This window comes from Sphaerospermopsis kisseleviana CS-549, from assembly GCF_028329225.1.
In the GTDB taxonomy this organism is placed as follows: domain Bacteria; phylum Cyanobacteriota; class Cyanobacteriia; order Cyanobacteriales; family Nostocaceae; genus Sphaerospermopsis; species Sphaerospermopsis kisseleviana.
This window is the reverse complement of sequence record NZ_JAQMTI010000016.1, coordinates 1-19,500: the sequence shown is the minus strand read 5'-3', so window position 1 is coordinate 19,500 and position 19,500 is coordinate 1. Positions and strand designations below refer to the sequence as shown.

The window sequence follows — 19,500 nt, the reverse complement described above, 5'->3', positions numbered from 1 at the left end:
GGACTGGGGACTGGGGACTGGGAAGAATACCCAATTACCAATTACCAATTACCCATTACCAATTACCAATTACCAATTACCAATCACCAATCACCAATGACCATTGAAGAACTGAAAACCACGATTAAAAAGCTAAATAGTAAAGCAGGTCAAATGAAAATGGATCTGCATGATTTAGCTGAAGGACTACCTACAGATTACGAAAAATTGATGGATGTTGCCAATGAGACTTACAAAATCTATCAAGAGTTAGATCAACTCAAGCAACAACTAAAAAAAATGGAGAACGGTAAATGACTGGAACTATTGAAGAATTTAAAAAAATCGTAGATGCAGAAGCTTATTTCCAGTTTTTTAATCTGCCTTACGATCAACATTTTGTCAATGTCAATCGGCTGCATATCTTAAAAAAATTCTCTCAATTTATGTATCAAATTGATGAGCAATATCCTAATCTAAGTGCAGCAGAAAAGTTAGAAAAATACAGCCAAGCTTTGCAACAAGCTTATCAAGTTTTTATAGAATCAACACCCCACGAACAAAAATTGTTCAAGGTGTTCAATGACAAACCAAAAAATGTAGTTACGCTAACAGAAATCACGTCTGACTAGGAGGTATAAATTGATCAACCTAACGCCTACCGAATTAGAACGCTATAGTCGCCAAATGATGCTGCCGAATTTTGGCGAAATAGCTCAAAAGCGCCTGAAGTCAGCGACGGTTCTGGTGACTGGTGTGGGGGGATTAGGTGGAACGGCGGCGCTTTACCTAGCAGTAGCGGGCGTTGGGCGGCTCATCCTAGTCCGGGGTGGTGATTTGCGTCTCGATGACATGAATCGTCAGATTTTAATGACTGATGATTGGGTGGGAAAACCAAGAGTTTTTAAGGCTAAAGAAACTCTGGAAGCTATTAATCCTGATGTGCAAATTGAGGCAATTCATGATTATATTACCCCCGAAAATGTAGATTCGTTGGTGCAATCTGCGGATATGGCTTTGGACTGCGCCCACAATTTTACCGAGCGTAATTTATTAAATGAAGCTTGTGTAAAGTGGCGTAAACCAATGGTGGAAGCAGCAATGGATGGAATGGAGGCTTACCTAACAACAATTATTCCTGGTGTAACTCCTTGTTTGTCCTGTTTGTTTCCAGAAAAACCAGATTGGGATCGCCGGGGTTTTTCAGTTTTAGGGGCTGTTTCTGGAACTTTAGCTTGTTTAACTGCTTTGGAAGCTATCAAGTTAATTACCGGTTTTAGTCAACCATTATTATCGGAATTGCTAACAATTGATTTCAGTAGAATGGAATTTGCTAAACGTCGTTCTCAACGCGATCGCAATTGTCCAGTCTGCGGTAATACAGCACCTTGGAGATATTCCCAATCTCAATCTTTATCAGTTTAAAGTTTCACCACCACAGTAATAATTAACCTACATCTGAAAATCAGAATCATCGCTACAGGAAACAAAATGACTGTTACTTTAACAGAAAAAGCAGAATTTCGTTTGCGGGCTTTTTTAAAAGGTTCTGCTGCGGAAGAAAATCAAGCTAAAAAAGGTATCCGCATCTCCGTTAAAAACGGTGGTTGTAGTGGCTATGAATATGGTATTGAAATTACCAATAAGCCCCAACCTGATGATATTGTCACCCAACAAGGTAACGTATTGATTTACGTTGACGCTAAAAGTGCGCCCTTATTAGAAGGTGTAGTCGTTGATTTTATTGAGGGTGTCATGGATAGCGGTTTTAAGTTTTCCAACCCCAATGCAACTGACACCTGTGGTTGTGGCAAATCTTTTAAATCAGGAGATTGTTCACCTAACGGTGTACCTTGCAGCTAAAAAAATTTGGAACTTAGGAAAAAATAGATATGGAAACTTTTCTAAGTTCCATTCCATCACCTACAAATTTACAACTTTTCCGTAGACACACTCTACATTTTTTTGTGTACGGAAGAGATGATTTACCTTACTGAAAATGTAAACAGTAAGCAACCAAATTACAAGTTCTATTCAAATTTGAGGAGAAGTAAAACATGGCAACGTATAAAGTAAGATTGATCAACAAAAAAGAAGAATTAGACACCACAATTGACTGTGATGATGATGTCACAATTATTGATGCAGCAGCAGATGCAGGTATTGATTTACCAGTTTCTTGTCACGCTGGTTCTTGTTCTAGCTGTGTAGGTAAAATTGTTGAAGGTGAAATCAACCAAGATGATCAAAACTTCTTGGATGATGAACAAGTAGAAAAAGGTTTTGCTTTATTGTGCGTTACTTATCCCCGCTCCAACTGTACAATCAAAACCCACCAAGAAGCTTATTTGGTTTAATACAAAATTAGGGTTTAGCTTTGCTAATTAAACCCATAATTGAACTTTTACCATGATGGAGGATGTTTATCATCTTTCATCATTTCAAGTTTCACTTTTTACTTTTAATTATTGTTCGGCAATGTTTACTCCTTTTAGTGTAACTGGTTGCTCTTTGGAATTGCTCAAACCTGGAGAAATAGGAATTGTTACTGTCTGTCAAACTCAGGATAAAACTATGAGAAGGAAACTGATATCAATGGGTATTCATACAGGAACTAATATCACTGTTGAGCAGCATTTTCCGGCTTTTATAATTAAGGCTGGAAATGTATCAATGAATTTAGATCGGGACACTGTACGGGCTATTTATGTGCGTGTGCTTGAGGGTGGAACTAATAGATTATTAAAACAAAAATAATTTTTGGTATTATGTGATCCAAAAGACTGTTTAGCAGCTAGAAATTTAAATCGTCATTATTTAGGAATTGAAATCAATCCTGATTATGTTAATCTAGCTAATAACCGTATGGCAGAATCTAATTTTAAACAACAGGAATTATTTATTATTTGAACTATGATTATTTTAGCCAAATTTTAATGATTAAGCTATAACACTTGTTGATACCCAGATCCCCGACTTCTGTGATATAGTCAGATTTTATTAACATGATAATAAAAGAAGTCCGGGATCTTATGACTAGATTACTGAATGCTTAATGCCAGATTATCCCACAAACCAATTATCATCTAAAACCTGTTCTAATCAACTCATTGTTAAGGACTAAATTAAGTTCTTGATTTAGTATAAAAAGTAGTGTATATTAAATTATACGTTTATATATTGATCAATAAGTAAGTTATGTTTTCTGATCCTGATCCCGTTGAAAAAATTGCTGTTGCTTTATTTTGGAAATTAGTTAAGGACGAAAATCTCAGAAAGCAAATTTATCAAGCTGGACTTGGTTGTTTTGATTTCATACAGGTTGCAACAAACAACGTTAACCTTCGTTCACCAGAAGAAGATATTAAGATAGCTCTAAGAACTTGTATTAGAAATGACACTGACAGTAAAGCACGGATAACAGCTTTTGTTACTGGGTTGCATTTGCAACACAAGATTCAAAGAGGAGCGCAAGTTGGTGGAAGTTTACTTAGAAGATTTGGAAAGTCATATTTTCCACATATCAACGATAGGGAACTACGTTTTGCTTTAGATGTTGATTCAGAATTGGAGAATTATTTATACAATCAAATCATAGCTCAAAATTCATGATCACAATAAATGTGAATTTTGACTCTGGAATTGATTTATAAAAGAGCGATCGCTATTTTCTCATCTCCCAACAAACCAATTATCATCTAAAACCTGCTCTAAAGAACCAATGGGATTGATGGGAAATGTATCCAGGGGAAGTTGAGAGCGATCGCTTGCTTCTTTTCTTGCTTCTTCATAACATTCCTCAAAGATTTCTAAAATATAAGGTTTCAAACTAGGACTATCTTTCAATTCTTTTTTTATTTGTCTGCGAAAAGTCCTGATTTCCCCTTTCCAATGTCCCTCATTACGCTCTCTTTCACTATCCCAATATTTAAGTTTTAACAAATGTTCGAGAAGTCTAATCAATAAACTTTCAATAGCTCGTTTCTGACTTCTACCCATAGTTTCTAATTCTTCAATTAAATTCTCTAAATCTACAGATGAAAATTGCCCAGCACGAAGTTGATTAATAGTTGTCCGCAACCACAAATAATAATCTTGTTCATATAAATTTTGATTTGCTAATTCTACTGGTAACAGCATAAACTCACAGTTCCAATTTCACATTTACAATTTCTGATGTACTTCGTCAGTCTTCAATATATTGATAAGTTAACCAGGTTATTAATACCTAGATTATAACTATGATAACCCAAAAATGTATCTATTGACTACAAATGAAACATATATTTTGTCAAACCTCATATTTTCCGCTGCTGCCATAATTCAGAAATAGTATTTCTAGTCAATAATTTTTATATTTATTTAATGGAATTTTCCTAAATGTTTAACTAATAAATTTCATAATAAATCGTAATATCTGATATCAAAAACATCAAATATAATTTTTTGCTTCTGTCATCCACTTAACAATTTTTTAATCCGATTTATGGTCAAAAATGGGTGGATCTTTATAAATCATTCATATTTCCTGCTGACCAGAGTGATACTATATAAGTAAGCTAAATTGTTGGCAGTGAACCTAAACCTCAACAAGAAGCGATTACAGAGTAAATCCCAAACCTCTTACTTTGATCCCCAGTTAAACCACAACCAAGGTAAAGAGTAAGAACGGTAGATGAAAATATATAGAACCTGCGTAAATCTTATTTCTAAAATCACCGGATTCATGAAAATCTCTCAGATTATTAATAATTCGGTTTAGGAATGTTCACATCAAGTAATTGCTTTTTAGCCAGTAGTACATAACACGCCTCACTATTCAATATCTATTGATGATTAAGGTGCAAAGGTGCAAAAACTACCGAGAAAAAGTTTAGGAAAATCGCAGCAGTTTAGAAGTAATTCAATGATTCGCTCACCGAATTAAAGGAGCAGGAATTATGAGAGCCAAACAAATTATGACTCAAGATGTTGCTACTATTCGCGGTTCCGCAACCGTAGCAGAAGCAGTCAAACTAATGAGGCTCAAAGAACTGCGGGCTTTAGTTGTTGAACCTCGTCACAGTGGCGATGCTTACGGTATGATTACCGAAATGGATATCGTGGGCAAAGTTGCAGCTTTTGGTAGAGATCCCGAAGCGGTTCATGTGTACGAAGTGATGACTAAACCCTGCGTAGTTGTCAATCCTGACCTAGATGTTGAATATGTAGCGCGGTTATTTGCTAATACTGATACATGGCGTGCGCCTGTTATTCAAGGTGAATTATTAGGCATTATTTCTGTGACTGATATTCTCACCAAGGGTAACTTTGTAGATAAACCAAAATTAAAATTCCTACGCAAAGAGATACAGAAAGCTGTGTCTGAAGCTCGGTTAATTTCTGCTAACTATGGTCCAGATTCTAAACGAGCAATTGAAGCTTGGGATATAGTAGACGAACTCGAAGCAGAAGCTACTTTTTATGGTGTACCAAAACCATGCAAATCTGCTAGAGAACTGTTTGCTGACGATAAAAAACCAGTGACAGCCGGCTAACAGTTTTACTAGGTGACAGGTTACAGGTGACAGGTGACAGGTGACAGATTTAAAAGTTAATTTGTATCTTAGTTTTGTCATCAGTTGATGTCCTAATTACCTGAGTGCTTGCTATACCTTTTCTCTTCCCGGATGATCAATTCATCTCTTAGCCCCCCTTACTAAGGGGGGTTGGGGGGATCAAATCTCTGGCAACGTCACAAAGAATTGGTATCACAATTGTTCTCCAGCTACTGTGTTTTTTCTCTGATTCAAATAAAGCTTTTAAATATGGTGGGCATTGCTCACCATTCCGTTTTTATTTGGTAAGTATTCAGCTATCAGCTATCAGTAATCAGCCATCATATTTTTCTTGTTTAAGTTATTTACTCAACTATAATTATGAGTCAACCAAATCAACTCAAATTAAGTACAGAAACCAGCCAATGGCTATTAGCAAATAATTACAATCCCGAAGATTTAAATCAGCGGGGTAAAAATGGTGATACAGCTTTAATGAAAGCTACTAGAGATGGACTTTACCCAGTGGTGAAAGAATTAATTAATGCAGGTGCGGATATCAATGCCACTAACGATGATCACAATAATGCTTTGTGGTTTGCGTGTTTTGGGAATCACTACGATTTAATGAATTTACTACTAGAAGCCAACATAGATATTAACAATCAAAATGATAATGGTGCAACTGTCCTGATGTATGGTGCATCGGCTGGAAAGACAGAAGTAGTGAGATTGCTATTACAACATAATCCTAACATGAATTTACACAATTTGGATGACTATAAAGCAATTGACTTTGCCAGCAATATAGAAGTTTTAAGGTTACTGAAAAATGCCACACAGTAAGCTTTATGGAATAGCCTTTCATGAGGCTACCAAGCATTCTTACCTATCTGTGCAAATGAATCCCAATTATGTGGATGGATCAACTCAACCCCGCGCCTTTAAAGTTTATCCTAAATTTTATCGGCGAGTGAAATTAATTCCTAATAATCCATTTCATGCTTTTATCAAGTTAACAAGCGCCATTACTTTTGAGAAGATTTACAAAAATGAAACCTATCAACTCCGGGTAAATCCCTCTGCTGGGGCGTTATATCCCACGGAAGTTTATATCCAAATTCGTGAGGTTGAAGGATTTATAAACGGCATCTACCATCTAGAAGTTGAGAATAATTGTCTGACGTTGATTTATGAATTAATTGATGATGGGTTAGAAAGTTATATTATACCTAATAAACGTATCAACGGCTGCATTTTTTTAGTTAGTTGTGTTTATTATAGGTCTAGCTGGAAATATCAAGACAGGAGCATTAGATATTGCTTATTGGATAGCGGACACCTTATGGGCGCTATTGCAGCTTCAGCGTATCTTCATGAAAAAAACATCAAATTAATCTTTGACTTTGATAAACTCTCTCTCAATGCTGATTTAGGATTTGAGAATAAGGAGTTTATTAGTAGTTGTGTGATATCGGGGGAGACGCAAGAAAAGCCAGTCAGACGTTTAAGGTTATCCATTCCTTTTGTCTGTGGAACTGACTATTTTCAAGCGAATCAATTCATTGAAGATGCTTATCAAGCAACATCAATGCAACCTAGTCACCAGCAAAAGCTAGAACATCCTCAATTTAATTTTCACCGAGAACGGTTTTTTGAGAGCGTTTGGAACAGGCGTTCTATTCGACGTTTTCAAAGAAATTCTATTACTCAAGAAATCTATTGGCGAATTTGGCAAGATATTCAACAACCAATCCCTACAGAAGATTTTGAGCAAATAGAAATTTACTCGGTGGTGCATCGTGTTGAAGGTATGACACCCGGTTTATATCATGGTAGGAATCTCATTGAGTCGGGTGATTTGAGTGAAAAAACAGGTTACTTGTGTATTCATCAGGCGCTGGCTAAAGACTGCGCTGTAACTTTGTTTTTTGTGTCCGATTATTTGAGTTATCAAACTGCTATGCAATTAGCTGGTTTTATCGGACAACGAGTATATCTATCCTGCAATTATTGGGGAATAGATTGTAGTGGTATTGGTGCTTTTTATGATGATGAAGCCCAAGCATTTCTACTAACCAATAAGGATGTTCTTTATGTAATGGCCATTGGTAAATAAAATAGGAAAAGCAACCGAAATGAGCAGAAGAGAATCAGAATTCAATGCTGATGACAAGCACCCTATGCAAGCAACATCAGCAGATATTATCCTGCGACAACAGCTAGAATATTCTATTAGTCGGTACTTTTATCAAGGATGCGATCGCATTATTCAAAATTTACTCTCTCATTGTCGTTGGTATATGACGACTGATGCTAGTGCTTTAACTTTAGTAATTGAATGTCCAGATCAAGTTAGCAATTGGAAAATTTTGCAAAAAATCGTCCCAATGGCTAGTATTCTTTATGGTATTGTTAGCAGTGCCAAAATTCGCGTTTGTCCTCCTGACCCTAATGCTGTACCATTTGAAATGAGGGTAGATGAACTCTCAGTTTACCGTGATTGGGCATAGTTGGATTTTGGATTTTGGATTTTGGATTTTGGATTTTGGATTTGAGATTATTAGTTACGCCGTCACATTCTGACTTATAATTGTGATTAGTTCTGCCAAAACTAAATCAGCAGAATGTTGAACAGCAGCACTTAAATCTAGTCCAAAATCAAGATTTGCAGCTTCAATTAAATACACAGTCACATCCTGGGGAAAATCATCTAAAAAGATTTTTCTCCCAGCAGCCAAAGCATGATCCCAACGAAAATCATGCAAATTAAAACTCGGTTCGGGTAGAGCTTCTAATTCTTTCCCTGGGACTTTAAATATAGCACCTGGTGGGGAATCTGTGCAACTAGCATCCAGAATAATTAATTTTTCACTTCCTCTCGCTTGAAACATCACTTCCATTCCCGCAGTACCACAATCAAAAACGCGGACTTTGGGGTGAGGATTTTCGGCGAGATATTGCTGTAAACGTTGGGCAATGATTACGCCTACCGCGTCGTCATTACGATTGAGATTTCCACAACCTATGATCGTGAGCATGGGATATTTATAATAACATGAATATTCTCAATTTTGCACAGTTTCCTCACATAAACCTCAACAAAAATTAAAATTTACGGAAATTTTGATGATGTCTCTAAATATTAACTTTATAGTGACTATAGCAGCCGTAAGTAAGTGAAAAAAATTTGTCTTTATTGTCTCTGCGTCTATCTGTAGTGATTAGTTAAACATCATTCTCACAGATCAGACAAAATAGATTTATGTTAGTAGTTCGTGATACAGAAATCAAAGGAAGAGGTGTTTTTGCTCAGAGGGATTTTGAGCTTGGGGAAATAATTGATATCGCCAATGTGATTGTTATTCCTAAACAACAAGTTAAGTTAATTACCCATACGGTATTATGTAATTATTATTTTGGTTGGCATGGAGAAAGTGGGGCGATCGCTCTTGGTTATGGGTCTCTTTTTAATCATTCTTATCAGCCTAATGCGCTGTATGTGAAAAAGTTTGATCAACAAATAATAGAGATTATTGCTTATAAATATATTCGGGAAGGTCAGGAAATTACTATTAATTATAATGGTAATGTTGATGATTTAACGCCTATTTGGTTTGATGTGGTGGATTGATTTTTGATCACGCAGAGGCGCAGAGGCGCAGAGAGAGAAGGAGTAGGTTATTGTTTAACCGAATCTTAAACCTAGCTAATCAGATAGTAAATTTGTAGACTTGTTGCTTAATTTACACTATAGTTTTTAATGTTCCAATATTGACTGCATTAAAAATGAGTGAGACTATAAACTTTCAGCGCGAACTAACAAAGGGTCTGCTTTGGGGATTTGCACTAGGTATCAATTTAGACATAACTATTGCTATTTTGCACGATTCTGACATTTTATTTTCAACCTATGTAGTTATATCAATTCTGAGTGCTATCTTAGGTGGAATTACTGCTCTAGTAATTTTAGGTATAATAGGCACTTTAAAAGGAATTAACTGGTTCTTGATTTTATTTTTTGGAAGCCTTATTACTTTTCTAACTACTGTTCTCAATATTGTATGGGCTACAATAGCTGGCTGGGTAAGCTTGATAGTTGTTCCCATTTTGTATCTTGTCAGAAAAACATTAGCAGAAAAAGCACCTAAATGGTTAGAAAAATCTGTAGACATATCAATGGAGTTATTTTTGACAAGTCTAATTCTTACAGGTTTAGTGTCTATATTTGAGAAAGTGACTGGTATTTCTCTAATTCGCATTTGGGAATTTTTGTAACTTAATAAAGTAGGTTGGGTTGACGTAAGGAAACCCAACATTAACCAGTCCTTTGCTGTTGGGTTTTCACTATCTACACCAACCTCATATCATTCATTATTATTTACAATATTCAACCCAAGTATAGTACACAAAGCTATCTCTAAATCATTTAAATAATTATCATCCAAGTGACCAATTAATCTGATAATCCTTGATTTATCAACAACTCTAATTTGCTCACAAAGCACTACAGAATCTTGGCTTAAACCACCAATACCAGCAGGAATAAGCACATGAGACGGTAAAATAGCTCGTCTAATTTTTGATGTGAATGGTGCAATAATGGTATGGGGGCTGACTGCATTTGCTCGATCAATTTGCACTACTACAACAGGTCTGATTCCTGCTTGTTCTGTGCCAATAACAGGGTTCAGATCACAGAGAACTACATCTCCTCTTTTGATATCTACCACTTAATTTCCCCACTTGCCAAACGTTGTTCATAATCTTCTAAATTAGATAAATAGTCAGCAAAATCAGATTCTGCTGTATCAATAGATTCGCCAAAATTAAAAGACCATTCTCCTTGTTCAAGCTTGTATTTAGTTAACAACCTGTCTATAAAATCAGATACTTCTTTAACTAAAGAATCTGGCATTTGCTGGATTTGAGCAATTGTTTTCTCTTGTAAATTCATACTCATAATAAAGCTGGGTTGCTTGCCTCTATATTCTCATTGTAACCTAACCTTTCCTTTCTTTCTTCCTTTGCGTCTTTGCGTCTACCCTGCGGGATCTCCTGACGGAGATTGCGTGAAACATAAAAATCCCCGACTTCATCTAAGAAAATCGGGGATCTAATTATTTATCAAATGATGACTAAATCAAGATCAAATTTATTAACCCTCAAATGTGCCAATAGGAGGATTTTTAGAATGATTTTGTTGTTCTTCAACAAACTCTTCAACTGCGTAAACATCAGGCCAAACAGTTGCACCGTGTTCGTAAGCATCAATCCCGATTTCATCACCTTTGGGATGAACACGCAATTTATCAATGGCTTTGAGTCCACTAAACATCACAAAGGCAAAAGCAAAAGTGAATACAGCGATCGCCAGTATACCCAAAATTTGCACACCCAATAAATCAAAACCACCGCCTAAAAGCAACCCTGCTTTTCCATTCATGGTCAATTCTTTTTGACCTAAAAAGCCCACAGCGATAGTACCCATCATGCCATTGATCCCATGAACTGCAAAGGCACTGACTGGATCATCAATGTGCATTGCTTCAATTAAATCAATACCAACAACGATTAAAATACCACCAGTGATTCCAATTAATACTGCTGCCCAAGGTAAAACAAAAGCACAACCTGCGGTGATTGCCACCAAACCAGCTAAAGCGCCGTTGATACAATAGGTTAAGTCCCATTTTTGAGAACGGGTATATTGGAAAAATATTGCTGTTAAAGCACCTGCACCGGAAGATAAGGCTGTATTGATAGTTACCAAACCAATTAAACCAGTATTTCCAGTTCCCAAAGTTGAACCGGGGTTAAACCCGAACCAACCAAACCATAAAATCATTCCGCCCAAGGTTGCTAAACCTAAGTTGTGTGCTGGTGGGAGTGTTCCCCAAGCAGGACGACCAGGACGCGGACCAATTAAATATGCACCCACTATAGCTGTCCAACCACCCACAGTGTGAACTACAGCACTACCAGCAAAATCATGGAAACCCATTTTGGCTAACCAACCTTCTGAGTTCCATACCCAATGGACAATTATGGGGTAACTAAATGCACCCATGATGGCGCTGTAAATTAAGTTACCAACAAAGTTAGCTCTTCCCGCCATTGAACCGGTGGTGATGGTACTGGCGGTAGCAGCAAAGGCAAATTGGAAGAAGAATAAGGTATAGGTATTAAGTGCAGCAGTAGAACCAGGTGCGCCCATTGGGTAACTACCATCAGCACCGGGTAACTGACTCAGGAAAAAGGTATCTGTGCCGATAAAACCGCCCGTACTTGTACCGAAAGCGATCCCAAAACCAACACCCCACCAAACGAGGATGGTAATACATGGATCAATAAAGTTTTCTACTAAGGCGTTAACTACTCCTCTTTGTCGCAATAAACCTGCTTCTAACATTGCGAAACCGGTTTGCATGAAGAAGACTATAAAGCCTGTCAGCATTACCCAGGTGGTATCAATGGAAATTTGCAATTTTGTGGTTGTGTCCGCTAAAGATTCCAATGTTGGCGGATCAGCAGCTTGGACAATTGTAGGAGCGAAAATTGCAAAGACCATTGAGCCTATAGCTAGTGCTAGTAGGCGGTGTAAGGGACTCATTCTTTTATTCATTGCTGGTTTTTTGAGTAGAAAATCTTTATGGATTTTTTGGTTTTACCCTAATAAATTAAGTTAATTTCATGAGGGTAATTGCATGATGTTTTTGCTAATACATCTGAAAAATCGTGGTTTTGATGTTCTATTTTTTAGATGCTTTTGTTCTCCGCTACAACATATCTTTTGAATAGCATAAGATACATCAACCCTTATGCCAAAACGATTTGGGAGTTTGTTTTTATTAACAATTCCCTATTTCTTATGAAGGATGTTCACTCCTCAATATGCAGTTTTGAATCTGGAACAACTCAATTAATTCAATAGTTAATTATTGAGAACGAGAATAACCAGGAATTAATTAAATTAACTCCGAAGAAGTTGGTGAAACCACCAGCAAATAAAACCACAAGCAAATAAGTTTGATTGATTTTGTATTTAATAATGTTAACCTTGTTAAGGTTTCTGTATATTCAATTACAGTTTTTAAGGTTTTGATATCAATGATGCTTCTGCACAGGATAGGGAAATGTCGATAGATCCTTTGTAATACAGGCATTTTCTCCTATTACCACTGTACCCTCAAGGTAAAATATATTTATTTATATAAATTCTTAATAATTTATTAATTTTTTATATGTAAAAATTATGTATTCCAGATACCCCACTTCCAAAGAAGTCGATCTATGTACGAAGTTACATTTTTGGCTAGTGTTTATCTATTGGGAAGGCGATCGCTAGATTAACAAAACTGTTAACCAGTTACTTAATATACTTGTATAGTATACGAACTCTAAATCTAGTAGTTTATACGTCTTTACCACAATTGTTCAGAAAAAATCTTAAATTAATCTTAAATTAATGTCTGTTTATTTAAGTAAATTTCCTGAGATGTAAATTCAAATTTAATCAAGTATACAATTTAGTCCCAAAGTAATAATTACGCAAAAATACTGATTACAGAGCAAAAGATAAGTTATTTAATAGTGATTAAACAAAACGATAAACAAATAAGGTAAAACTGTTACATCATTTCTAGTTGTAACATTACCTAAGCACCAAATTTAGGCTTTTAGGTAAACAAAGAGTAAACTTTAGTTTGTCATATTGTTTTAGATTGTGCATTGTCCGTACTGACAACAATTCTGTAAATACCGGCTGCAAAATTTATGTACTGATATTTTTTCAAAGCATTTGACATCTTGTATCATGCTGAAAGTCTGATTTTGTGCTAGTAAATTGCAGATTTATATTACTTTTTCTTGTCAATATTAAATATTCTGAAAGTCTAATTCAGATAACAATAATTGGCTAGAAAATCAACCGAGAAATAAAATTTAGGAGTAACCCTAATCATGGCAATATCACTAACCAAAGGACAACGAGTATCACTGGAAAAAGTTGCACCAGGACTCACGGAAGTATTTGTTGGTTTAGGTTGGGATGTCAAAGTCATGGATACTGGCTTTGATTTTGATTTAGATGCTTCAGTTTTCCTACTTGGAACTAATGAAAAACTCATCTCTGATAATCACTTTATTTTTTACAACAACCTGATCAGTCCGGATCCAGCTAAATCAGTTCAACACACAGGAGATAACTTAACAGGTATTGGTGAAGGAGATGATGAAGTCATCAAGATTAATTTGCAAAAAGTTCCTGCTGATATTCAGAAAATAGTTATCACTGTCACTATACATGAAGCAGCAGAAAGAGGTCAAAATTTTGGTCAAGTTCATAATGCCTTTGTCCGAGTTGTCAATGCTCAAAATAAACAAGAGGTAATTCGTTACGACCTAGTTGAAGACTATTCAATTGAAACTGCATTGATCATGGCCGAACTCTATCGCAAGGATGGAGAATGGCGTTTAAATGCTGTAGGTTCTGGTTATCAAGGTGGATTAAAAGCCTTACTAGATCGTTTTAGCTAAGAGAAAATATAGGAGCAAATTATTATGGCAATTAATCTACAGAAAGGACAAAGAATATCACTTTCTAAAGAAGCTCCCGGCCTGACGCAAATGATGTGTGGACTAGGTTGGGATGTGGCAAAACGTTCTGGAGGTGGATTTTTTAGTAATTTTGGTGGTGGTCATGAATATGATCTAGATGCCTCTGTTATCTGCCTAGATACTAATGGCAAATTAACAGATAAAGGGAATATTATTTACTTTGGTAATCTCCAACATTATTCAGGAGGAATCACCCATACAGGAGACAATTTAACTGGTGCTGGTGATGGTGATGATGAGGTGATTATTATTGATTTACTCCGCATACCTGCCGAAATTGCTAAGTTGGTATTCGTAATTAATATTTACGAATGTATTACCCGGAAACAAGACTTTAGCCAAGTTGAAAATGCCTTTGTGCGTTTGGTTAATGTAGCTAACAACAAAGAACTGGCTAGATATAACCTTTCTGGCAAAGAGTACAAAGGGATGACAGGGATGATTTTAGCTGAAGTTTATCGGCACAATAATGAATGGAAAATGGCAGCTATTGGCAATGGTGTCAGTGTCAATGGTTTGGGAGAATTGGTTAAATCCTACTGTTAAATTTAAGGAATAATGTCGCTTTACGATCGCCTGAATCTCAAAAAACCAAATCGTAAGCTGCAAGTTCCGATTTGGGAACGGATCAACCTGGAAAGACCAGCAAAACCTCGCTGTCAAGGTTGCCGTTCTCGCATCCAAACAAATTGGCAAATATGTCCATTTTGTGGCAGGTTACTTGTTGAAAATACACACCAAAATCGTCATTGCATCTGGGTTGATATTTCAGCTATTCTGTTCGGTATTGAAGAAAAAAGCACCTTGATAAAATTAATGGAAGATGCTTTATCTAAAGTGTTCAGTGCTTTTAGAAGTGTGAATCTATTTTTAACATCTGAACCACCAGATCAAAGAGAGTGGGGGCAAAACTTTACTCATGTTCAGGTGCTATTTCATCATCAACCAGTTGACTATTTAGGAATTGCTAGTTTTAGTCCTGGTAAAGTGACAAATCTTGCTGCTGTGCGGATAGATCAAATACTTCATGCTTCCTATTGTGCTGATTTGAATTTAGAGCAATTATCTAATTTAATTGCTAATACTATCACCCACGAAATTGGACACACTTTAGGTTTAGACCATTCTAATTTACCAACTGATGTGATGCACGATGGACTGGATCATAGAATTCATAGTTTGATGCCACCATCATTTCATGCAGAGCAAATTATCTTAATGAATTATGCTATTAGTCAGCATAAATCTTAGTTTATATCCTTGAATATTATATGTTGCTAGTCCGCGTAGGCGGACTTTGTTTGTATAGCTGCGATTTACAACAATCGCCTTTTCTTTTTTACAACTTTTCTTTTTTAAAACCTCTGTTCTAAATACTGCTGATAACCCAATTCTGCTAATTTACTTTGTTTGTCCATCACCATATCACATAAACTTTGACGATATGCTTGGACTTTTGCTAACAATTCTGGTTGATGCGTAGCGAGTATTTGCACTGCTAAGAGTCCGGCATTTTTAGCATTGCCAATAGCTACCGTAGCGACAGGAATACCTGCTGGCATCTGCACAATAGAATATAAAGAATCGACACCTTGTAAATTACGAGTTGCGACGGGAACACCAATTACAGGAAGGGGGGTTAAAGATGCTACCATACCAGGCAGATGGGCAGCACCACCAGCACCAGCGATAATCACCTTAATACCGCGTTGGTGGGCGGTTTGGGCATATTCTACCATCCGTTCTGGGGTACGATGGGCAGATACAATAGCTACTTCGGATTCAATGCCAAATTCCTCACAAACAGCGATCGCATCCTTCATAGTAGGCAAGTCCGAATCACTGCCCATAATAATACCAACTTCAAGACTCATAGAATTTTAGATTTTAGATTTTGGATTTTAGATTTTGGATTTTAGATTTTGGATTTTGGGTGAATTGTGGATATTTCCATCTACAATCAAGTTTAGGTTTATCTTGGCAGGGTAATGACTACCGCGACACTCAACCCGATTCTTTCCAACGTTGATATTATCAATGCAAAAGTACCCGGTTATCAAGGTTTACAGATGATTTGGGTGAATAAAAAGGGTAAAATTGAAGAGATTTTACCAATGGGGAAAGTGTGTCAACGAGAGACACCGGAAAATTTACAGATTGTGGATGTTGCCGGAGATTGGATATCATTAGGTGGAGTTGATCTACAAATAAATGGGGGACTAGGTTTAGCTTTTCCTGAGTTAACGCGAAAAAACATCCATCGGTTAGAAGAAATATCACAATATTTGTGGGATGCAGGAGTTGATGGATATTTACCAACACTGGTAACAACTTCTGTAGAAAATATTCAGCGATCGCTCACCCTCATTTCCAACTATAGCCAAAAGTCCGGTGCAAAAATCCTGGGAGTTCATCTCGAAGGACCATTTTTAAACTACGGTAAACGAGGCGCACATCCAGCAGAATATTTATTACCCCTGACAATGAACGAAGTCAAACGGGTATTAGGTGATTATGCCTCAATTGTCAAAGTTATCACCTTAGCACCAGAATTAGATCCCACAGGGGAAGTGATCCCCTATTTGCGTTCCTTGGGTATCACCGTTAGTTTAGGACATTCCCAAGCCACAGCAGCACAAGCACAACAAGCATTTAAAGCCGGTGCAACAATGGTAACTCATGCGTTCAATGCCATGCCACCATTACATCACCGCGAACCGGGATTATTAGGTGCAGCAATGAACAATCCCGACGTGATGAGTAGTTTTATCGCTGATGGACAGCACGTAGTCCCCATCATGTTAGAAATTTTGTTACGTGCGAGTAAAGGATTATTTCTTGTCAGTGATGCCCTAGCACCGTTAGGATTACCAGATGGGGAATATCCTTGGGATGATCGCAAAATTACCGTTAAAAACGGCACAGCCAGATTAGCAGATGGGACATTATCAGGTACAACCTTTCCTTTATTCAAGGGAGTACAGAACTTAGTCAAATGGGGCATTTGTGATGTAGAAACAGCCATTTTCTTAGCTACAGATGCACCCAGAAAAGCCATCAATTTACCCACACTTACGCCCAAGCAACCTGCTAATTTAATACGCTGGCATTGGGATAAAAATACCAGGGAATTGAATTGGAAAAGGATAAATAATTAGTAATAATTCAGGAGTCAGTAGGGGCGAAGTAGGGGCGAAGCATTCGGAAAATAGCCTGTGATAAAAATTGATAATTTATCGTCCGAATGCTTCGCCCTTACAGGAAAATAGCCTTGGGAAAAAATTGATAATTGATTGCCCGAAGGCTTCCCCCGTACAGGATTCATGAAGTAATTTTATTTCACGCTAAGAAGCAAAGACGCAAAGAAGAAAAAGAGATTGTCAGTTTTCTGCAAACACAAAAAATCTCTCTCAAAACATCTTCCCTTCGTGTCCTTCGCTTCTTCGTGGTTCATTTATCCAAAAAATAGATATATAATATTATTTTCAATAACATCCTGAAAATCCTGAAAATCCTGAAAATCCTAAATCAAACAAAATTAATGATCATGACTTTAACAGAAGAAATTCTTTCTCAACTTCCCGGAAATGTATTAAATGGTTTACGGCGCACCGACCAAATTTTAACATCTTTGCGAAGCGATAACCAAACATTCACAGAAGTAGTTAAACAAAACTCCGCACCTTTAAATTCTGTAGACTGGGATGTAATAATCTGCGGTGGAACATTAGGAATTTTAATAGGTTGTGCTTTAGCTGTGCGCGGTGTGCGGGTAGCATTATTAGAGAGAGGAATTTTACAAGGAAGAGAACAGGAATGGAATATTTCTCGCAAAGAATTATCAGTATTTAGAGAATTAGACTTATTAACAGAAACAGAGTTAGAAACAACTATTGTCACTGAATATAATCCCGCACGAGTGAGTTTTTCAGGTGGTACAGAAGTTTGGGTAGAAGATGTTTTAAATATTGGTGTTGACCCTGTTTATCTTCTCGCAACTTTAAAAAATCGGTTTCTATCGGTGGGAGGAATTTTATTTGAAAATACTCCTTTTAATAAAGTGGTAGTTCATCCCGATGGGGTAATAGTCAATAACCAATTTAAAGCCAGATTATTACTTGATGCAATGGGACATCTTTCACCTATTAGTAAACAAGCACGTCAAGGGAAAAAACCAGATGCACTTTGTTTAGTGGTGGGAAGTTGTGCAGAAGGTTTTCCGAAAAATGAATCAGGAGATTTGTTGTTATCTTTCACTCCTTTACAAAATCAATGTCAATATTTTTGGGAAGCTTTTCCCGCTAAGGATGGAAGAACAACTTATTTATTTACCTATATGGATGCAGCACCCCAACGCTTGAGTTTAGAAGATTTATTTGAGGAATATTTTCGCCTTTTACCAGAGTATCAAGGTGTGGAAATTAGTCAATTAAATTTTAAACGGGCGTTGTTTGGTTTCTTTCCCAGTTACCGCGAAAGTCCTTTACAAACTCTTTGGGATCGTATTTTACCCGTGGGTGATAGTAGCGGAAATCAATCACCTTTGAGTTTTGGCGGTTTTGGTGCTATGATTCGTCATTTACAACGGTTAACTTTTGGTATTGAGGAAGCATTAAAAACCAATCAATTATCATCCCAATCTTTAAAACTTTTGCAACCATATCAACCGAGTTTGAGTGTAACTTGGTTATTTCAAAAAGCCATGAGTGTGGGTGTAAATCAACAAATTCCTCCCCAGCAAATTAACCAACTTCTATCATCTGTGTTTGCAGAAATGGAAAAATTAGGAAATCCGGTTTTAAAGCCTTTTTTACAAGATGTGGTTCAGTTTTCTGCTTTAACTCAAACTTTGTTAAAAACAGGTTTCTCTCATCCTGTCTTGGTGTCCAAGATTATTCCTCAAGTTGGTTTATTAAGTTTATTTGATTGGATATTACATTATGGGAATTTATTTATATTTACTCTTTTATTTTCCCTCAGTTCTATCTTAGAACCAATAATTAAAAATCTGCCTTCAGATCAACAATATTATTATCATCGTTGGCTAGATGCTTGGAAGTTTGGTTCTGGTGGAGATTATTTTGAATAAGTTATTATTTTTAGGAGAGAAACTAAGTTATAACAGAGACAGAGCCTCTTTGATCACATTCCCAGTTAGAAACTGGGAACGAGATAAACGAGATAAACAAGATAACGAGATATTTCCTTCTTACTGTCACCAGTCACCAGTCACCAGTCACCAGTCACCTTTTACAAACCCCCGTTTAATTTGTTCGCTTTCCATAGCAGTAAATAAAGCGCGAAAATTACCTTCACCAAAACCAGCAGCTTGAGAACGACGTTCAATAAATTCCAAGAAAAAAGT

25 protein-coding genes and 1 pseudogene are annotated in these 19,500 nt (G+C 36.6%); 19 read left to right on the top strand and 7 right to left on the bottom strand.

The genetic code is table 11. The annotated features are described in order from the left end of the window. The first annotated feature begins 96 nt into the window (after window positions 1-96). From PN497_RS00925 to PN497_RS00890, 8 genes are all read left to right on the top strand, one after another. Window positions 97-297 carry a CCE_0567 family metalloprotein gene (locus PN497_RS00925; protein WP_096572692.1) on the top strand — a complete coding sequence of 67 codons (201 nt, stop codon included), beginning with the start codon at window positions 97-99 and terminating at the stop codon, window positions 295-297. Continuing rightward, window positions 294-611, top strand: coding sequence for a nitrogenase-stabilizing/protective protein NifW (nifW, locus tag PN497_RS00920; protein ID WP_096568518.1), 318 nt, complete (start codon window positions 294-296; stop codon window positions 609-611). Before PN497_RS00925 ends, nifW begins: the two co-directional genes overlap by 4 nt. A 10-nt stretch (window positions 612-621) precedes the next feature. Then, complete coding sequence (locus PN497_RS00915) at window positions 622-1,404, top strand: HesA/MoeB/ThiF family protein (RefSeq protein WP_096568515.1); 783 nt, start codon at window positions 622-624, stop codon at window positions 1,402-1,404. 66 nt (window positions 1,405-1,470) lie between these two features. After that, window positions 1,471-1,842, top strand: coding sequence for a HesB/IscA family protein (locus tag PN497_RS00910; protein WP_096568513.1), 372 nt, complete (start codon window positions 1,471-1,473; stop codon window positions 1,840-1,842). 194 nt (window positions 1,843-2,036) lie between these two features. Next, on the top strand, window positions 2,037-2,336 hold the full coding sequence (locus PN497_RS00905; protein ID WP_096568510.1) for a 2Fe-2S iron-sulfur cluster-binding protein: 300 nt from the start codon (window positions 2,037-2,039) through the stop codon (window positions 2,334-2,336). 52 nt (window positions 2,337-2,388) lie between these two features. Beyond that, a complete protein-coding gene (locus tag PN497_RS00900; protein ID WP_334310597.1) occupies window positions 2,389-2,736 on the top strand; it encodes a FeoA family protein in 348 nt (115 codons plus the stop codon). Between the two features lie 3 nt (window positions 2,737-2,739). After that, a complete protein-coding gene (locus PN497_RS00895) occupies window positions 2,740-2,889 on the top strand; it encodes a site-specific DNA-methyltransferase (protein WP_236104082.1) in 150 nt (49 codons plus the stop codon). A 288-nt stretch (window positions 2,890-3,177) separates the two neighbouring features. Next, window positions 3,178-3,591, top strand: coding sequence for a hypothetical protein (locus PN497_RS00890; protein WP_096568507.1), 414 nt, complete (start codon window positions 3,178-3,180; stop codon window positions 3,589-3,591). A gap of 60 nt (window positions 3,592-3,651) precedes the next feature. Here PN497_RS00890 and PN497_RS00885 read toward each other — a convergent pair whose 3' ends face one another. Beyond that, window positions 3,652-4,119: a DUF29 domain-containing protein gene (locus PN497_RS00885; RefSeq protein WP_096568504.1), complete on the bottom strand. Its 468-nt coding sequence runs from the start codon at window positions 4,117-4,119 to the stop codon at window positions 3,652-3,654. 800 nt (window positions 4,120-4,919) lie between these two features. On the opposite strand from PN497_RS00885, the gene PN497_RS00880 reads away from it, so the two are divergent. The 4 genes from PN497_RS00880 (at window position 4,920) to PN497_RS00865 (ending at window position 8,029) form a co-directional block, all read left to right on the top strand. Beyond that, window positions 4,920-5,516, top strand: coding sequence for a CBS domain-containing protein (locus PN497_RS00880; protein ID WP_187040955.1), 597 nt, complete (start codon window positions 4,920-4,922; stop codon window positions 5,514-5,516). Window positions 5,517-5,897: 381 nt separating this feature from the next. Then, window positions 5,898-6,362: an ankyrin repeat domain-containing protein gene (locus tag PN497_RS00875; protein WP_096568501.1), complete on the top strand. Its 465-nt coding sequence runs from the start codon at window positions 5,898-5,900 to the stop codon at window positions 6,360-6,362. Further along, window positions 6,349-7,635, top strand: a complete 1,287-nt coding sequence (locus tag PN497_RS00870) for a nitroreductase family protein (RefSeq protein ID WP_096568498.1) — start codon at window positions 6,349-6,351, stop codon at window positions 7,633-7,635. Before PN497_RS00875 ends, PN497_RS00870 begins: the two co-directional genes overlap by 14 nt. Window positions 7,636-7,654: 19 nt before the next feature. Then, window positions 7,655-8,029: a hypothetical protein gene (locus tag PN497_RS00865; RefSeq protein ID WP_096572690.1), complete on the top strand. Its 375-nt coding sequence runs from the start codon at window positions 7,655-7,657 to the stop codon at window positions 8,027-8,029. A 54-nt stretch (window positions 8,030-8,083) separates the two neighbouring features. Here the strand turns inward: PN497_RS00865 and PN497_RS00860 are convergent, their stop codons facing one another. Then, entirely contained in the window at window positions 8,084-8,557 is a 474-nt protein-coding gene (locus tag PN497_RS00860; protein ID WP_096568495.1) for a hydrogenase maturation protease, read from the bottom strand. A 224-nt stretch (window positions 8,558-8,781) separates the two neighbouring features. Between PN497_RS00860 and PN497_RS00855 the strand changes: the two genes are divergently transcribed. Both PN497_RS00855 and PN497_RS00850 read left to right on the top strand, forming a co-directional pair. Continuing rightward, window positions 8,782-9,150 (top strand): SET domain-containing protein, encoded by a 369-nt coding sequence (locus PN497_RS00855; RefSeq protein WP_096568492.1) that lies wholly within the window; start codon window positions 8,782-8,784, stop codon window positions 9,148-9,150. Window positions 9,151-9,305: 155 nt separating this feature from the next. Continuing rightward, window positions 9,306-9,794 (top strand): hypothetical protein, encoded by a 489-nt coding sequence (locus PN497_RS00850; RefSeq protein ID WP_096568489.1) that lies wholly within the window; start codon window positions 9,306-9,308, stop codon window positions 9,792-9,794. A gap of 89 nt (window positions 9,795-9,883) precedes the next feature. Here the strand turns inward: PN497_RS00850 and PN497_RS00845 are convergent, their stop codons facing one another. From PN497_RS00845 to PN497_RS00835, 3 genes are all read right to left on the bottom strand, one after another. Further along, a complete protein-coding gene (locus tag PN497_RS00845) occupies window positions 9,884-10,249 on the bottom strand; it encodes a type II toxin-antitoxin system PemK/MazF family toxin (RefSeq protein ID WP_096568486.1) in 366 nt (121 codons plus the stop codon). Beyond that, window positions 10,243-10,479: a DUF2281 domain-containing protein gene (locus PN497_RS00840; protein ID WP_228051890.1), complete on the bottom strand. Its 237-nt coding sequence runs from the start codon at window positions 10,477-10,479 to the stop codon at window positions 10,243-10,245. The genes PN497_RS00845 and PN497_RS00840 overlap by 7 nt, the downstream gene beginning before the upstream one ends. Window positions 10,480-10,674: 195 nt before the next feature. Then, window positions 10,675-12,141, bottom strand: coding sequence for an ammonium transporter (locus PN497_RS00835; RefSeq protein WP_096568480.1), 1,467 nt, complete (start codon window positions 12,139-12,141; stop codon window positions 10,675-10,677). 1,337 nt (window positions 12,142-13,478) lie between these two features. Here PN497_RS00835 and PN497_RS00830 point away from each other — a divergent pair. The 3 genes from PN497_RS00830 to PN497_RS00820 are packed head-to-tail and all read left to right on the top strand — an operon-like array spanning window position 13,479 to window position 15,386. Beyond that, entirely contained in the window at window positions 13,479-14,054 is a 576-nt protein-coding gene (locus PN497_RS00830; protein ID WP_096568477.1) for a TerD family protein, read from the top strand. Between the two features lie 24 nt (window positions 14,055-14,078). Continuing rightward, window positions 14,079-14,681 carry a TerD family protein gene (locus PN497_RS00825; protein WP_096568474.1) on the top strand — a complete coding sequence of 201 codons (603 nt, stop codon included), beginning with the start codon at window positions 14,079-14,081 and terminating at the stop codon, window positions 14,679-14,681. Window positions 14,682-14,693: 12 nt separating this feature from the next. After that, window positions 14,694-15,386, top strand: a complete 693-nt coding sequence (locus PN497_RS00820; RefSeq protein WP_096568471.1) for a zinc-dependent metalloprotease family protein — start codon at window positions 14,694-14,696, stop codon at window positions 15,384-15,386. Between the two features lie 104 nt (window positions 15,387-15,490). On the opposite strand, the gene purE is transcribed toward PN497_RS00820, so the two are convergent. Then, window positions 15,491-16,009: a 5-(carboxyamino)imidazole ribonucleotide mutase gene (gene purE, locus PN497_RS00815; protein ID WP_096568468.1), complete on the bottom strand. Its 519-nt coding sequence runs from the start codon at window positions 16,007-16,009 to the stop codon at window positions 15,491-15,493. 114 nt (window positions 16,010-16,123) lie between these two features. Here purE and nagA point away from each other — a divergent pair, with 114 nt between their 5' ends. Together nagA and PN497_RS00805 are read left to right on the top strand one after the other, a co-directional pair. After that, window positions 16,124-17,293, top strand: a complete 1,170-nt coding sequence (gene nagA / locus PN497_RS00810; RefSeq protein WP_096568465.1) for an N-acetylglucosamine-6-phosphate deacetylase — start codon at window positions 16,124-16,126, stop codon at window positions 17,291-17,293. Between the two features lie 389 nt (window positions 17,294-17,682). Then, entirely contained in the window at window positions 17,683-19,224 is a 1,542-nt protein-coding gene (locus PN497_RS00805; protein WP_096568462.1) for an FAD-dependent oxidoreductase, read from the top strand. Between the two features lie 147 nt (window positions 19,225-19,371). Here PN497_RS00805 and PN497_RS00800 read toward each other — a convergent pair. After that, window positions 19,372-19,500, bottom strand: a pseudogene (locus PN497_RS00800) (4-hydroxyphenylpyruvate dioxygenase); the annotation flags it as partial.

Coding starts and splice junctions, on each gene's coding strand:
- PN497_RS00825 (WP_096568474.1), top strand. CDS start 14,079: ATGGCAATTAATCTACAGAAAGGACAAAGAATATCACTTTCTAAAGAA.
- PN497_RS00870 (WP_096568498.1), top strand. CDS start 6,349: ATGCCACACAGTAAGCTTTATGGAATAGCCTTTCATGAGGCTACCAAG.
- PN497_RS00840 (WP_228051890.1), bottom strand. CDS start 10,479: ATGAGTATGAATTTACAAGAGAAAACAATTGCTCAAATCCAGCAAATG.
- PN497_RS00850 (WP_096568489.1), top strand. CDS start 9,306: ATGAGTGAGACTATAAACTTTCAGCGCGAACTAACAAAGGGTCTGCTT.
- PN497_RS00855 (WP_096568492.1), top strand. CDS start 8,782: ATGTTAGTAGTTCGTGATACAGAAATCAAAGGAAGAGGTGTTTTTGCT.
- nifW (WP_096568518.1), top strand. CDS start 294: ATGACTGGAACTATTGAAGAATTTAAAAAAATCGTAGATGCAGAAGCT.
- PN497_RS00860 (WP_096568495.1), bottom strand. CDS start 8,557: ATGCTCACGATCATAGGTTGTGGAAATCTCAATCGTAATGACGACGCG.
- PN497_RS00905 (WP_096568510.1), top strand. CDS start 2,037: ATGGCAACGTATAAAGTAAGATTGATCAACAAAAAAGAAGAATTAGAC.
- PN497_RS00910 (WP_096568513.1), top strand. CDS start 1,471: ATGACTGTTACTTTAACAGAAAAAGCAGAATTTCGTTTGCGGGCTTTT.
- PN497_RS00925 (WP_096572692.1), top strand. CDS start 97: ATGACCATTGAAGAACTGAAAACCACGATTAAAAAGCTAAATAGTAAA.
- PN497_RS00890 (WP_096568507.1), top strand. CDS start 3,178: ATGTTTTCTGATCCTGATCCCGTTGAAAAAATTGCTGTTGCTTTATTT.
- PN497_RS00835 (WP_096568480.1), bottom strand. CDS start 12,141: ATGAATAAAAGAATGAGTCCCTTACACCGCCTACTAGCACTAGCTATA.
- PN497_RS00880 (WP_187040955.1), top strand. CDS start 4,920: ATGAGAGCCAAACAAATTATGACTCAAGATGTTGCTACTATTCGCGGT.
- PN497_RS00865 (WP_096572690.1), top strand. CDS start 7,655: ATGAGCAGAAGAGAATCAGAATTCAATGCTGATGACAAGCACCCTATG.
- purE (WP_096568468.1), bottom strand. CDS start 16,009: ATGAGTCTTGAAGTTGGTATTATTATGGGCAGTGATTCGGACTTGCCT.
- PN497_RS00885 (WP_096568504.1), bottom strand. CDS start 4,119: ATGCTGTTACCAGTAGAATTAGCAAATCAAAATTTATATGAACAAGAT.
- nagA (WP_096568465.1), top strand. CDS start 16,124: ATGACTACCGCGACACTCAACCCGATTCTTTCCAACGTTGATATTATC.
- PN497_RS00820 (WP_096568471.1), top strand. CDS start 14,694: ATGTCGCTTTACGATCGCCTGAATCTCAAAAAACCAAATCGTAAGCTG.
- PN497_RS00875 (WP_096568501.1), top strand. CDS start 5,898: ATGAGTCAACCAAATCAACTCAAATTAAGTACAGAAACCAGCCAATGG.
- PN497_RS00900 (WP_334310597.1), top strand. CDS start 2,389: ATGATGGAGGATGTTTATCATCTTTCATCATTTCAAGTTTCACTTTTT.
- PN497_RS00830 (WP_096568477.1), top strand. CDS start 13,479: ATGGCAATATCACTAACCAAAGGACAACGAGTATCACTGGAAAAAGTT.
- PN497_RS00805 (WP_096568462.1), top strand. CDS start 17,683: ATGACTTTAACAGAAGAAATTCTTTCTCAACTTCCCGGAAATGTATTA.